The sequence below is a fragment of the Microbacterium tenebrionis genome (genome assembly GCF_020682665.1).
Taxonomy (GTDB): Bacteria; Actinomycetota; Actinomycetes; order Actinomycetales; family Microbacteriaceae; genus Microbacterium; species Microbacterium tenebrionis.
In genome coordinates, this window is record NZ_JAGTTM010000003.1 from 270,500 (window position 1) to 284,103 (window position 13,604).

At 68.5% G+C, this 13,604-nt stretch carries 14 protein-coding genes and 1 pseudogene; 10 read left to right on the plus strand and 5 right to left on the minus strand.

Going from position 1 to position 13,604, the window contains the following annotated elements; genetic code table 11:
- Positions 1 to 142: 142 nt before the first annotated feature.
- The 7 genes from KEC56_RS10455 (at position 143) to KEC56_RS10485 (ending at position 4,634) form a co-directional block, all read left to right on the plus strand.
- Positions 143 to 634, plus strand: a complete 492-nt coding sequence (locus KEC56_RS10455; protein WP_175988710.1) for a single-stranded DNA-binding protein — start codon at positions 143 to 145, stop codon at positions 632 to 634.
- A 222-nt stretch (positions 635 to 856) separates the two neighbouring features.
- On the plus strand, positions 857 to 1,063 hold the full coding sequence (locus KEC56_RS10460) for a hypothetical protein (RefSeq protein ID WP_227530899.1): 207 nt from the start codon (positions 857 to 859) through the stop codon (positions 1,061 to 1,063).
- Between the two features lie 128 nt (positions 1,064 to 1,191).
- On the plus strand, positions 1,192 to 1,599 hold the full coding sequence (locus tag KEC56_RS10465; RefSeq protein ID WP_227530900.1) for a cupin domain-containing protein: 408 nt from the start codon (positions 1,192 to 1,194) through the stop codon (positions 1,597 to 1,599).
- Between the two features lie 35 nt (positions 1,600 to 1,634).
- On the plus strand, positions 1,635 to 1,781 hold the full coding sequence (locus tag KEC56_RS10470; protein WP_227530901.1) for a hypothetical protein: 147 nt from the start codon (positions 1,635 to 1,637) through the stop codon (positions 1,779 to 1,781).
- A gap of 127 nt (positions 1,782 to 1,908) precedes the next feature.
- Positions 1,909 to 2,409, plus strand: a complete 501-nt coding sequence (locus KEC56_RS10475; protein WP_227530902.1) for a DUF6993 domain-containing protein — start codon at positions 1,909 to 1,911, stop codon at positions 2,407 to 2,409.
- Between the two features lie 58 nt (positions 2,410 to 2,467).
- Positions 2,468 to 4,147, plus strand: a complete 1,680-nt coding sequence (gene ettA / locus KEC56_RS10480) for an energy-dependent translational throttle protein EttA (RefSeq protein WP_227530903.1) — start codon at positions 2,468 to 2,470, stop codon at positions 4,145 to 4,147.
- Positions 4,140 to 4,634, plus strand: a complete 495-nt coding sequence (locus tag KEC56_RS10485; RefSeq protein WP_227530904.1) for an acyl-CoA thioesterase — start codon at positions 4,140 to 4,142, stop codon at positions 4,632 to 4,634. Before ettA ends, KEC56_RS10485 begins: the two co-directional genes overlap by 8 nt.
- 9 nt (positions 4,635 to 4,643) lie before the next feature.
- Here the strand turns inward: KEC56_RS10485 and KEC56_RS10490 are convergent, their stop codons facing one another.
- Positions 4,644 to 5,531, minus strand: a complete 888-nt coding sequence (locus tag KEC56_RS10490) for an acyl-CoA thioesterase (protein ID WP_227530905.1) — start codon at positions 5,529 to 5,531, stop codon at positions 4,644 to 4,646.
- A 65-nt stretch (positions 5,532 to 5,596) separates the two neighbouring features.
- Between KEC56_RS10490 and KEC56_RS10495 the strand changes: the two genes are divergently transcribed.
- Complete coding sequence (locus KEC56_RS10495) at positions 5,597 to 6,280, plus strand: DUF8185 domain-containing protein (protein WP_175988695.1); 684 nt, start codon at positions 5,597 to 5,599, stop codon at positions 6,278 to 6,280.
- A gap of 2 nt (positions 6,281 to 6,282) precedes the next feature.
- Here the strand turns inward: KEC56_RS10495 and KEC56_RS10500 are convergent.
- From KEC56_RS10500 to pepN, 4 genes and pseudogenes are all read right to left on the minus strand, one after another.
- Positions 6,283 to 7,571: pseudogene (locus KEC56_RS10500) on the minus strand (FAD-binding dehydrogenase); the annotation flags it as partial.
- A 79-nt stretch (positions 7,572 to 7,650) separates the two neighbouring features.
- Complete coding sequence (locus KEC56_RS10505; protein WP_227530906.1) at positions 7,651 to 8,103, minus strand: globin; 453 nt, start codon at positions 8,101 to 8,103, stop codon at positions 7,651 to 7,653.
- Positions 8,100 to 9,179 (minus strand): mechanosensitive ion channel family protein, encoded by a 1,080-nt coding sequence (locus KEC56_RS10510; RefSeq protein ID WP_227530959.1) that lies wholly within the window; start codon positions 9,177 to 9,179, stop codon positions 8,100 to 8,102. Before KEC56_RS10510 ends, KEC56_RS10505 begins: the two co-directional genes overlap by 4 nt.
- A 41-nt stretch (positions 9,180 to 9,220) precedes the next feature.
- The gene (gene pepN / locus KEC56_RS10515; RefSeq protein WP_227530907.1) at positions 9,221 to 11,779 is read right to left on the minus strand and encodes an aminopeptidase N; all 2,559 of its coding nucleotides are present in this window, start codon (positions 11,777 to 11,779) and stop codon (positions 9,221 to 9,223) included.
- A gap of 122 nt (positions 11,780 to 11,901) precedes the next feature.
- Here pepN and KEC56_RS10520 point away from each other — a divergent pair, with 122 nt between their 5' ends.
- Together KEC56_RS10520 and KEC56_RS10525 are read left to right on the plus strand one after the other, a co-directional pair.
- Positions 11,902 to 13,083 (plus strand): ferrochelatase, encoded by a 1,182-nt coding sequence (locus tag KEC56_RS10520; RefSeq protein ID WP_227530908.1) that lies wholly within the window; start codon positions 11,902 to 11,904, stop codon positions 13,081 to 13,083.
- Positions 13,084 to 13,118: 35 nt separating this feature from the next.
- Entirely contained in the window at positions 13,119 to 13,604 is a 486-nt protein-coding gene (locus tag KEC56_RS10525; protein ID WP_227530909.1) for a ribose-5-phosphate isomerase, read from the plus strand.

Sequence of the window (13,604 nt, forward strand, 5' to 3'; positions counted from 1 at the left end):
TGCGGGCATCACTCACCCGCCCTGCACCGATGAGGTAGCGACGCAACTTCTCCACCGGCAGCGGGATCGGGCGCAATGCAGGTCGGCGACCCGGAGCACTCTGAGGTGACCCGGGCTCACCCGGACCACGAAGGAGATGGAAATGAACGACACTGTGACGATCCATGGCCGCGTCGGCGGCGACCCCAACCGCGGGACGGCGGGCGGTGTGCCCGTCCTGAACTTCCGCGTCGCGAGCCCGCAGGGCTGGTACGACGCGAAGAACCAGACCTTCGTCGAGACCGGAACGAACTGGTACAACGTCTCGGCGTTCCGGCGGCTGGCCGAGCACGCGAAGGTGTCGCTGCGCTCGGGCGATGCGGTTATCGTGACGGGGCGCCTCAAGCTGCGTGAGTGGGAGAGCGGCGGGAAGAAGGGGATGAGCGCCGATATCGAGGCGGAGGCGATCGGACACGATCTGCGCTGGGGTACGGCCGCCTTCGCCAAGGCGCCGACGGCGAGCGCATCCAAGCCGGCGCCGGCGAGTCCGGATGCCACGTCCTCAGCACAGGGCGCGGGCGCCGATCCGCTCGAAGACGACATCGTCGAGCCGACCTCCGAAGAGCGCGCCGAGGTGTGGAACGTCACGGTCTGAGCGCTCGCGGTGCAGGCGCGTGCGGTCAGCCTTCGGGATCATGATGGATGCGAGTGCGAGTGATTCCCTGCACCCACGCGCCGAGTGAGATGACAGGTGCGAGGCTGGCTCGCGACCGCGAGGTCGCGGGTTCGAGCCCCGCTCCTGCTACTACTACCTTGCTCAGGTAGCAAAGGCCCTCGCGATTCGAGGGCCTTTGCTGTTCGTGGGGGGCTACTCCGCATGGTCGAGGAATACCCGATTCGCGCATCCCGCTTCGCGGCGGCGCTTCGTGAGCAGCGCGCCGTGCGGCTCAAGGGCAGCGTGATCGACGAGGAGCAGACTCTCTTCATCTACGAGACCCGCGCGGTGAGTGGGGATGCGCTTCCCGTCGACGACGTGCTCGACGGGTTGGACGAGCCCACCACCGCAGCCGGGGTTCCTCCGTGACACGCTCCGATCGTTGCAGGACGCATACTACGAGCGCTTCGCGGAGCTCGTGCCGTTCGTCGGGCCCGACTCGTAGGTCGCCGAGGTCGACTTGATACGCTACCGCCAACCGACCTCGAGGAGTTGTCATGGGTGACAAGACCCAACCGTTTCTGTTGCGGCCCGAGTCCATCGGCAACGACCCCGACTCGTTCGACGCAGCAGCCGTCCTGCTGGATGCGTCGCTCGCACCGGACGCGCGGGAGGCGCGCGGCCCGGCGGTCAAGCGCATCCTCAACGGCCATGCTGCCGAGTTCATCATGATGACCTACGCCCCGGGGCAGGTGCTGACGCAACACAAGGCGGCGCATCCGGTGACGATCCAGTGCCTCGAAGGGCAGCTCAACCTCACGGTGGATGACACGATTTACGAACTCGTCCCCGGCCGGGTCGCGCACCTCAAGGCCATGACGGTGCACCAGGTGGCCTGCCCTGACGATGCGCCCGCCCGCAACGTGCTCCTGCTCACGATGCTGACGGCCGGCGCCAGCTCCTAGCCCAGCGCTCGGCCGCGCCAGGTACCCTCGGGGCGATGGCTACCGAATCGCTCCCCGAGCTGCCGCGCGCCCACCGGGGCGTCTATCGCGGCGCCGTGCGCATGGCGCAGACCGCCAGCGAGGCCGCCGGGGCGGCGGGTATCCCGCGCCCGCTCGTCGAACTCGTGAACGTCCGCGTCTGACAGGTGAACGGATGCGCGCGCTGCCTCTCCGTGCATGTGCCGGCCGCGCGCAAGGCTGGCGTCGACGACTCGCGGTGCAGGCGCGTGCGGTCAAGCTCGGTCGACGGGGCGCGCATAGGATCGGAGCGTGACCCGTCGACCCGCCCTCCTCCGCTCGCGCATCGCCGTCGTCGCGCTTCTTGCGGGATTATCCTGCGGGCTCGTAGCGTGCACGCCGAGCGCGTCACCGACCCGAACCGTGACGACCGCGCCGGAGGCGACGCAGGTCGCGCCGACGGCGACCCCGGATGCCCCCGTCCTGCAGCCGGACGGCACGGCCGAGGAGAACCTGCCGTTGTTCGCCGAGATCACGGCAGACGTGTGGGCTCACACCGCCAGCTCGTCCGGACGCGCGTACATCGACGCTCTCGTCGACGCCGGCTTCGACAAGTCCGCGATGCAGGTCACCGAAGACCTCACGACCGTCGGAAATGCGGCCGAGAGCATCCAGTTCTCCGTCCGATGGGGTGATCGGCAGTGCCTGGTCGGGCAGGTCGGACCTTCCACGGGAGAACCGGTCACGATGGTCATGGATCAGCTCGCCGAAGGGCGGTGCCTGGTGGGGCGAACCCGTTCGATCGACTGGTGACGCGGAGCCGGTAGGCTGGAGAGTCGATTCTCGACGCTGACAGAAGGAGCGGTTCTCGGTGGCTGAGTACATCTACTCGATGGTTCGTGCGCGCAAGGCGGTGGGCGAGAAGCTCATCCTCGACGACGTGACGATGTCGTTCCTCCCCGGGGCGAAGATCGGCATGGTCGGCCCGAACGGAGCCGGTAAGTCGACGATCCTCAAGATCATGGCGGGGCTCGACACGCCGTCCAACGGCGAGGCGAAGCTCACGCCCGGATTCAGCGTCGGCATCCTCATGCAGGAGCCGGAGCTCGACGAGACCAAGACCGTGCTCGAGAACGTCCAGGACGGCGTCGCGATCAAGGCGAAGCTTGACCGATTCAACGAGATCTCTACGCAGATGGCGGATCCTGATGCCGATTTCGACACGCTCCTCGCCGAGATGGGCGTGTTGCAGGAAGAGATCGACGCCGCGGACGGATGGGACCTCGACTCCCAGCTCGAGCAGGCCATGGACGCCCTGCGCACCCCGCCGGGGGATGCCGCGATCGCACCGCTGTCCGGTGGTGAGAAGCGGCGCGTCGCCCTCGCCAAGCTGCTCCTGCAGAAGCCCGACCTGCTGCTGCTCGACGAGCCCACCAACCACCTCGATGCCGAGAGCGTGCTCTGGCTCGAGCAGCACCTGAAGTCGTACAAGGGCGCTGTCATCGCGATCACGCACGACAGGTACTTCCTCGACAACGTCGCCGAATGGATCGCCGAGGTCGACCGCGGGCGCCTCATCGGCTACGAGGGCAACTACTCGACCTACCTCGAGAAGAAGGCCGAGCGACTCGACATCCAGGGCAAGAAGGACGCCAAACTCGCCAAGCGTCTCAAGGATGAGCTCGACTGGGTGCGCTCGAGCGCCAAGGGCCGCCAGACCAAGTCCAAGGCGCGTCTGGCCCGCTACGAGGAGATGGCGGCCGAGGCGGAACGCACCAGGAAGCTCGACTTCGAGGAGATCCAGATTCCGGCGGGGCCCCGTCTGGGCAACGTCGTCATCGAGGCGAAGAACCTCAAGAAAGGCTTCGGCGACCGCGTCCTGATCGACGGGCTGAGCTTCAGCCTTCCGCCGAACGGCATCGTCGGCATCATCGGCGCCAACGGCGTCGGCAAGACCACGCTGTTCAAGACGATCGTGGGCCTGGAGCCTCTCGACGGCGGCGACCTGAAGATCGGCGAGACCGTCAAGATCAGCTACGTCGACCAGTCCCGCGCGAACATCGACCCGGAGAAGACCCTGTGGGAGGTCGTGTCCGACGGCCTCGACTTCATCACGGTGGGCAAGACCGAGATCCCCTCGCGCGCGTACGTGTCGAAATTCGGCTTCAAGGGCCCGGACCAGCAGAAGAAGGCGGGCGTGCTCTCCGGCGGTGAGCGCAACCGTCTCAACCTCGCCCTCACCCTGAAGGAGGGCGGCAACCTGCTGCTGCTGGATGAGCCGACCAACGACCTCGACGTCGAGACCCTGAGCTCGCTCGAGAACGCGCTGCTCGAGTTCCCCGGCTGCGCCGTGGTCATCACGCACGACCGGTGGTTCCTCGACCGCATCGCCACGCACATCCTCGCCTACGAGGGCACCGACGAGAACCCGGCGCAGTGGCACTGGTTCGAGGGCAACTTCGAGGCGTACGAGAAGAACAAGATCGAGCGCCTCGGACCGGACGCCGCGAACCCGCACCGCTCCACGCACCGCAAGCTGACTCGTGACTGACGCCGCGCACGCAGGAAACCGCCTGCACATCCCCATCCACCTGCGGTGGGGTGACCTGGACGCGTTCAACCACGTCAACAACGCCTCGATGCTCAAACTCCTCGAGGAAGCGCGCGTGAGGGCGTTCTGGAAGGCGGGCCCTGGGGAGGAGGCTCCGGAGACGGCGGTCCTGGAATCCGGTATCGATCAGGGTGTGCTCACGCTGATCGCCCGGCAGGAGATCGAGTACTTCGCCCCGGTGCCCTACCAGCGGCACCCGCTCGAGGTGCAGATGTGGTTCGGCAAGCTCGGCGGCTCGAGCATCGAGGTCTGCTACGAGGTGTTCAACGACCCGTCGAACGACGAACGCGTCCTCTACGCCCGCTCGACGGCTGTCGTCGTCCTCGTGGACGCGCAGTCCGCCCGGCCCACGCGCCTGACGGACGAGATGCGCGAGGCGTGGGACCCCTACCTCGGCGAGCCGATCGTCTACGCCCACCGCCGATAGCGGCGGCGGTCAGCCGGCCTCCGGAACGCGGATCATGATCTCCTGCGTCACGCTGGCTGCGAGAACTCCCTCGCGGGAGTAGATGCGCCCTGTCGCCAGCCCCCGGCCACCTCGTGCGTTCGGGGACTTCTGCACGAACAGCATCCAATCGTCCACGCGCACCGGGCGGTGCCACCACATGGCGTGGTCGAGGCTCGCGACCTTCAGGCCGGGCGTGACCCATGCGACGCCGTGTGCACGCAGGATCGACTCCTGGATCGTCATGTCGCTGAGGTACGCGAGAGCGGCCCTGTGCAGCCGCTGATCATCGGGCATCGGTGCGCGCATCCGCATCCACACCGCCTGGTGCGCCGCGCGCTCCCCGTCGGCGGTGAGGTAGATCGGCGACTGGACGTGCCGCGTGTCGACCGGCCTTTCGGTGAGCATGCGCAGGGCCGTCGCTCCTGCTCCGCCGACGAGTTCCTCATCAGGCAACAGGTCCTCAGGATCCGGCATGCCGGTCGGCATCGGCGCCGCATGCTCGAGCCCCGGAGTCTCGTCCTGGAATGAGGCGATCATCGAGAAGATCGGCACGCCGTTCTGATAGGCCTGGGCGCGCCGCGTCGAGAAGGAGCGGCCGTCGTGGATGCGATCGACGGAGATCGTGACGCCCTGCGCCGAGTCGCCGGGGCGCAGGAAGTAGCCGTGCATCGAATGGGCGGCGCGGTCGGGCGGCATCGTGCGCTCGGCGGCGAGGAGCGACTGCCCGAGCACCTGGCCGCCGTAGATGCGACCGGTCGGCATGCTGTGCGAGCGGCCGGTGAAGATGTCCTCCGTGGTCCTTGCTCGACTCGCATCCAGATCCAGCACGTCGAGGAGTTGATCGACGGATGCCCGAGCCTGTGCCTCTGCGCTCATCGGTGCTCCTCCCCGCGACGTCCATCGCACCCTCCCAGTGTAGAGAACCCGGTAGTTTGGAACGTGTGCAGCCACGCCTCGTCCTCGCCGATTCCGGAACCGCGAGCGATGTGCTCACCTTCGTCGGGCGTGCAGCTCAGATCTCGGATGATGGCGTCCGTCTGCAGGCGCGCGGCGGTGTTCTCGCGCTGACCGCTGCGGCGCTCGCGCCGCAGGGACTGTTCGACCAGACGCCCACGATCCTCGCGATGCGCATCGTGCATGCCGACCCCGAGCTCGAATGCGACATCGTCGTCGACGAGCTCACCCGTGACGACGACGAGCGGATGCTGCGTCTGCCTGAGACGGGGCGGTCACCGGCCTGGGCCGGAGTCTCACCTCCGCGCGGCGGTTGGGAGCGCGCGGCAGCCGTCAGCGCCGCCACGGTGGCCGAGCGGGCGCAGTGGGGCATCTCCGCCGTCGCACGCGGCGCCGCCCCCGGTTCCGGTGAAGAGGCCGTCCGCGCGCTGCGCGCGGCGATCTGGGGCGAGCCGGATGAGCACCTCGGCGGACTGCCGCGCGGCGTCGCGTTCGCAGCCCACGCCTTCGGATTCATCTCGGGGGAGGAGCAGGTGCCCGTGACGCGGTCGGGTCGGTGGACCCGGCTCGGATTCCGCCGCGGTCACGTTTTGGCACGCGGTCCCGTCGCCAGCGGTCTGACCGCTGTGCGGCCCACCGGCGCATCGACCGGCCCCGCGACCGGGCAGTAGGCTCAGCACGCCGCGGCGCGGCCGGCCTGACGCCCCGAGAACAGGCATCCGCCGAGGAAGGTGCCCTCGAGCGCGCGGTAGCCGTGCACGCCGCCCCCGCCGAATCCGCTCGCCTCGCCCGCGGCGAAGAGCCCGGGGATGACCGCGCCGTCGGAGCCGAGGGCGCGACCGGCCAGATCCGTGTTGATGCCTCCGAGCGAATTGCGGGTGAGCACGTGCAGCTTGACGGCGATCATGGGTCCGGCACCCGGGTCCTGCAGACGGTGCGGCGCCGCGGTGCGGATGAGCTTGTCGCCCCGGTACCCGCGCATGGACCGCAGCATCCCGATCTGGGCGTCTTTCGTGAAGTCGTTGTCCATCTCCCGGTCGCGTGCGAGAATCTCCCGCCACACCTGGTCGATGTCGAGGATGCCGCCGCCGTCGTACCGCTGCATCTGCTCGAGCAGCGACTCGAGGTCGTTCTCGACGACGAAGTCCGCCCCCTCGTCCAGGAACGCCTGAACGGGTCCGGTCGGTCCCTTCGCCAGGCGGGACTTCAGCAGCAGTTTCACGTCCTTGCCGGTGAGGTCGGGGTTCTGCTCGCTGCCTGAGAGAGCGAACTCCTTCTCGACGATCTGCCGCGACGTGACGAACCACGAGTGGTCGTGGCCGGTCGCACGCAGGTGCTCGAGCGTGCCGAGCGTGTCGAAGCCGGGGAACAGCGGAACGGGGAGGCGCCTACCTGTGGCGTCCAGCCACAGCGACGAGGGGCCGGGCAGGATGCGGATGCCGTGCATCGGCCAGACCGGGTTCCAGTTCTGGATCCCCTCCACGTAGTGCCACATGCGGTCGCCGTTGATCAGGCGGGGCCGGCTGCCGCCGAGACCGTCTGCATCGAGCCGTCGACATACGAGGGCACGCCCGACAGCATGTGCGCGGGCGGGGTGCCCAGCCGCTCCGGCCATGCCGAGCGGACGAGCTCGTGATTGCCGCCGATGCCGCCGGAGGCGACGATCGTCGCGCCCGCCGTGATCTCGAAGTCGCCGACGGCATCGCGCGATGAGGTCACGCCTCGTTCGGCCTCGCTGTCGGCGAGCACGTCGCCGCGAGCGGCCACCACGGCGCCGTCCGCGATCACCAGCTCGGTGACGCGGTGCCGGGGGAGGATCGTCAGCGTCCCGGCATGCTCGGCGCGCCGCGCGGCTTCCTCGAAGGGGGCGACGATGCCGGGTCCGGTGCCCCACGTGATGTGGAACCGGGGCACTGAGTTGCCGGGCCCCAACGCGCCGTAGCCGCCGCGCTCGGCCCAGCCGGCGGTCGCCTCAGCCGCCGCGACGAGCCCCGACAACCCCTATCCGATGACCAGGACGTCTGTGGACAGGGGGCGGTCGTCATGCGTTCTCCGTCGAATCCTGACTGCTGCTTCGTGTCTCGAGCGTCTGCCGCCCGGCGGGAGCAGGGCCGATCCCGGACCGCTCCATGGTGTTCACCATGGCATACGCGGCCCGCTCGAGGTAGTCCCAGAGCGTCGCCTCGTGCAGCGGCGAGAGCTCGGCCTCGTCCACGGCGACGCGCATGCAGCGCAGCCAGCGGTCCCGGGCGTCGGGGTCGACACGGAACGGCATGTGCCGCATGCGCAGCCGCGGATGCCCCCGCCGCTCGCCGTACGTCGCAGGTCCGCCCCAGTACTGCACGAGGAACATCGTCAGCCGCTCGGCGGCGGGGCCGAGATCCTCTTCCGGGTACATCGGCTTCAGGACGGGATCGAGGGCGACCTCGCGATAGAACACGTCGACGATCCGCTCGAAGGTCGCCTGCCCGCCGACCTCGTCGTAGAACGTCATGGCTTCGACTCCGGCGGCTCCGGCTGCTGCTTCGGGTTCTTCTTGCGCCAGATGCCCCGAGCCGGAGGCACACCGGTCACGGCGTTCGGGCGGGTCTTGGGCGGGTTCGCACCGCGCACACGCCGTGCGCCCGCGGAGCCCTCGGGCACGACCGATGCCAGAGAGGGGACGGCGAGGCCGAGCTTCTCGACGGCGTCCTTGAGGCGCATCCGCAGCTCGTGCGCGACGTCGTCCATCGCGGTCGCCCGCGTCTTCATGACGACGCGGATGACGAGAGCATCCCCGTCCATGGACTCCAGACCCCAGACCTCGGGGCGCTCGATGATACGGGTGCGCCACTTCGGGTCCTTGGCGAGCCCCTGCGCGGCTTCCAGCAGCGCCTCCTCGACGACCGCGACGTCGGCGTCGACGGGGACGCCGATGTCGACGATAACACGAGCCCACCCCTGCGACATGTTGCCGATGCGGGTGACCTCGCCGTTGCGGACGTACCAGAGCGTGCCGTTGACGTCGCGCACGTGCGTGATCCGGACGGCGACGTACTCGACGACGCCGGAGGCGAGGCCCATGTCGACCATGTCGCCGATGCCGATCTGGTCCTCCGCGACGATGAACAGCCCGTTCAGCACGTCCTTGACGATGTTCTGGGCGCCGAAGCCGAGGCCGGCGCCCAGAGCAGCGGTGAGCAGGGTGAGCGAGCCGACGAGGTCCGGGGCGAGCGCGTGGGTGATCAGCACGATGCCGACGATGCCGACCGTGACGTTCACGATGTTCTGCAGGATGGTCCCGAGCGTCCGGGTGCGCTGCACGAGCCGCATGTCCGACAGCGGCGAGCGCTCCAGCGCCTGCGTGTCTTCGACGTTGGCCTTCGACTTCGCGCTGTCGACGATGCGGTGCACGACCCGGCGGATCACGAAGCGCAGAGCGAACGCGATCGCGACGCAGATCACGATGATCAGCAGGACGTTCAGCAGATTCCCGCCGGCCTCTATGAGCCAGGCGAGCGTGCGCGACCAGAAGTCCACCAGCCACGACGGCAGCTGAGGTGCGGGCGCGGTCTCAAACGGGATGTCCAACACCCTTCGATCCTACTGATCGGAGGTCTGCGAACCCTGAGTCAGGACGCTTCCTCGGCATCCCGTGCCTGTGCCGACAGCGCGCGCTCGACGTCTGCGAGACCCTCGCTGACCAGGCGCCGCAGCGCCGGAGCCGCGTCGCTGTTCGCCGACAGCCACGCGCGGGTCGCATCGCGCAGCTCGGTGTTCGCGAGGGGCGTGGGGTACAGGCCGACGATCAGGTAGTTCGCGATCTGATAGGTGCGCGATTCCCAGACCGGCACGAGCATGTCGAAGTAGGGCTGCACGAATTCGCCGAGGACCTCGGTGCTGTTCGGGTGCACGAAGCCGAGCGCGGCGGAACGGACGATCGTGTTCGGGAGGTCGGCGTTGTCGACCAGCGATGCCCATGCCGTGCGCTTGTCCTCGGCCGTGGGGAGCGCGGCCCTGGCCTGGGCGGCGAATTCGGCGCCCTTCGAGGTGTTGTCAGCTGCGAGTGCGGCGTCGATGGCTGCCGCGTCCGTCGCTCCGACGGACGCGAGACCGACGAGCAGCTGCCATGACAGGTCGGTGTCGATCTCGAGGCCGGGCAGCGTCTCCTCGCCTGAGCGCAGGCGTCCGACGATGCCGGCGTGCTCGGCGCTGACGAGGGACGAGGCGAACGCGGTGACGAACTGCAGCTGGCTGTCGCTGCCGGCCTGCGCGCCCTGGGCGAGATCCCACAGGCCGTCCGCGATCTTCGCACGTGCGGCGTCACGGGCCGCGGGGGCGACGTACAGGTTCGCGGCCGTGCGCAGCTGGGCGAGGGTGGTGCGGACCGTGGTCGACTCGGTCTCGCGGCCGATGTTGCCCAGGACGAGGTCGATGTAGTCGGATGCCGCGCTCTCGGCGTCGCGGGTCTGGTCCCAGGCGGCGCCCCAGACGAGCGAGCGGGCGAGCGGGTCCGAGACGTCAGCGAGGTGCGCGATCGCGGTCTCGAGCGAGCGCTCGTCGAGGCGGATCTTCGCGTAGGCGAGGTCGTTGTCGTTGAGCAGGACGAGGTCCGGGCGCTTCAGGCCCTGCAGCTCCGGCACCTCGGTGCGGTCGCCGTCGACGTCGATCTCGACATAGTGCGTGCGTGTGAGCGCGCCGCCGTCCAGGTTGTAGAAGCCGATGCCCAGGCGGTGCGGTCGGATGGTGGGGTAGTCCGCCGGCGCGGTCTGCGTGATCGCGAAGCGCGAGATCACGCCGTCGGCGTCGTCGGCGATGACGGGAGAGAGGGTGTTGACGCCGGCGGTCTCGAGCCACTTCTTCGACCAGGTCGTCAGCTCGCGTCCGCTGGTGGCCTCGAGCTCGGTGAGCAGATCGCTGAGCTCGGTGTTGCCCCAGGCGTGCTTCTGGAAGTACTGGCCGACGCCGGCGAAGAACGCGTCGATACCGACCCAGGCGGCGAGCTGCTTGAGGACGGATCCGCCCTTGGCGTACGTGATGCCGTCGAAGTTCACCTGCACGTCTTCGAGATCGTTGATCTCGGCCGTGATGGGGTGGGTGGAGGGGAGCTGATCCTGGCGGTACGCCCAGGTCTTCTCCATCGCGTTGAACGTCGTCCACGCCTCGGTCCACTCGGTGGCCTCAGCCGTGGCGATCGTCGACGCCCACTCCGCGAACGACTCGTTCAGCCAGAGGTCGTTCCACCACTTCATGGTGACGAGGTCGCCGAACCACATGTGCGCGAGCTCGTGCAGGATCGTGACGACGCGGCGCTCCTTGACGGCGTCGGTGACCTTGCTGCGGAACACGTAGGTCTCGGTGAAGGTCACCGCGCCGGCGTTCTCCATGGCCCCCGCATTGAACTCGGGGACGAAGAGCTGGTCGTACTTGGCGAACGGGTATGGAACGCCGAACTTCTCCTCGTAGTACGCGAAGCCCTCGCGGGTCTTGTCGAAGATGTAGTCGGCGTCGAGGTGCTCCCACAGGCTCTTGCGGCCATACACGCCGAGCGGGATGACGCGACCATCGGCGCTGGTCAGCTCGGAGAACGTCGACTCGTACGGGCCGGCGATGATCGCGGTGATGTACGACGAGATACGCGGCGTGGGCTCGAAGCCCCAGGTCGCGGTGCTGCTCTCGTCGTGGTTGATGGGCTCGGGCGTGGGGGAGTTCGAGACGACCTTCCAGGTGTCGGGCGCGGTGACCGTGAACTGGAAGGTGGCCTTCAGATCGGGCTGCTCGAAGACGGCGAACACGCGCCGCGAGTCCGGCACCTCGAACTGCGAGTAGAGGTAGACCTCGCCGTCGACCGGGTCGACGAAGCGGTGCAGGCCCTCGCCCGTGTTGGTGTAGAGGCAGTCGGCGTCGACGACGAGCACGTTCTCGGCGTGCAGATCGGCCAGCGCGATGCGCGACTCGGCGAACACCTCGGCGGGATCCAGCAGCTCGCCGTTGAGCGAGATCTCGCGCACGTCGCGGGCGATCAGGTCGATGAAGGTGAAGCTGCCGGGCTTCGCGGTGAAGCGCACCACGCTGCGCGAGCCGAAGACCTCCGCGCCCTTGGTCAGATCGAGCGAGATCTCGTAGGACTGAGTCTCGATGAGCTCGCGGCGCTCCTGCGCTTCGATACGGGTGAGGTTCTCTCCAGGCACAGCTGTTTCTCCCAGGGGTTCGGGGGTGTCGCGTCGGGTCGACGCTGCTGGCGCCGACGGCAACCATGACAGCCTACGCCAGGACTGCGCGGGGGCGCGCGCCGAGATGCGAGGATGGAGCAGTGACTGCTCCCGATCAGAGTCCTGTTCCATTCGCCTCGCCGGCCGCCGCCACCGGCGCCGAGTTCGTCGAGACCCCGGTCGACTACGACGCTCTTGTGCTCGCGAGCTTCGGCGGCCCGGAGGGCCAGGACGACGTCATCCCGTTCCTGCGCAATGTGACTCGTGGCCGCGGCATTCCCGACGAGCGTCTCGAAGAGGTCGCCCATCACTACCGTCACTTCGGGGGCGTCAGCCCGATCAACGAGCAGAACCGTCAGCTGAAGGCGGCGCTCGAGGCCGAACTCGCCTCGCGCGGCATCGAGCTGCCGGTCTACGGGGGCAACCGCAATTGGGCTCCCTACCTCGAGGACGCCTTCACCGCAGCGGCGCACGAGGGGCACAAGACTCTTCTCGTGCTCGCCACCAGCGCCTACAGTTCGTACTCCAGCGATCGTCAGTACCGCGAGGACATCGCGCGGGCGATCACGGATGCCGGCCTCGAAGGCCGGGTCACCGCCGACAAGGTGCGGCTGTTCTTCGATCACCCCGGTTTCGTCGCTCCCTTCCAGGAAGGGGTGGATGCCGCGGTCGCGTCGTTCCTCGAGCAGGGCATCGCGGCATCCGACATCCACGTCCTCTTCTCGACGCACTCCATCCCGACGGCGGATGCCGAGCGCTCCGGCCCCCGCGATATCGACTGGGGCGAGGGCGGCGCATACGTCGCGCAGCACCGCGCCGTCGCCGAGCACATCGTCCACAAGCTCGGCGCTGTGACGGGGGGCGCGACCGTCCCCTGGCAACTGGTCTTCCAGTCGCGTTCCGGCCCGCCCACCCAGCCCTGGCTCGAGCCCGACATCAACGACGTGATCGCGGAGCTGCCGGCCGCGGGCGCGAAGGCCGTCGTCATCGTTCCTCTCGGCTTCGTCAGCGACCACATGGAAGTGCTCTGGGATCTCGACACCGAGGCCATCGAGTCCGCGGCCGAGGTGGGCATCCCCGCAGTCCGCACTCAGACGCCTGGCATCCACCCTGCGTTCGTCTCGGGGCTCATCGACCTCGTCCTCGAGCGCGTCGAGGGGACACCCGCTGCTGAGCGCCCGCACCTCACGGATCTCGGCCCCTGGTACGACGTCACGCGCCCGGGCGACTGCGAGAACGTGCGGCTCGGATTCAAGCCCGCAGCCGCCGGGATCGCCCCCTGACGGGCGCGTCCGTCGGCGCTTCTAGGATGGTCAGCATGCGCATCCACATCGCCACAGATCACGCCGGCCTCGAATTCTCGACGCGGTTGCAGGAGCATCTGCGCTCGCTCGGGCACGAGGTTGTCGACCACGGACCCGTCGAGTACGACGCTCTCGACGATTACCCGGCGTTCTGCATCCGTGCGGCGCAGGCCGTCGTCGCCGATCAGTCGGCGGGTGTCGACGCTCTCGGCGTGGTCTTCGGCGGCTCGGGCAACGGCGAGCAGATCGCGGCGAACAAGGTCCAGGGCATCCGCGCCGCCCTCGTCTGGAACCTCTCGACGGCAGAGCTCGCCCGCGAGCACAACGACGCCAACGTGATCTCGATCGGCGCCCGTCAGCACAGCTTCGAGGAGGTCGTCTCGTTCATCGAGCGCTTCATCGGCACGCCGTTCTCCGGCGACGAGCGGCACGTCCGTCGCATCAGGCAGCTCGCCGAATTCGAGCGCGACGGATCCCTGTTGCCCGACCCGCGAGCCTGA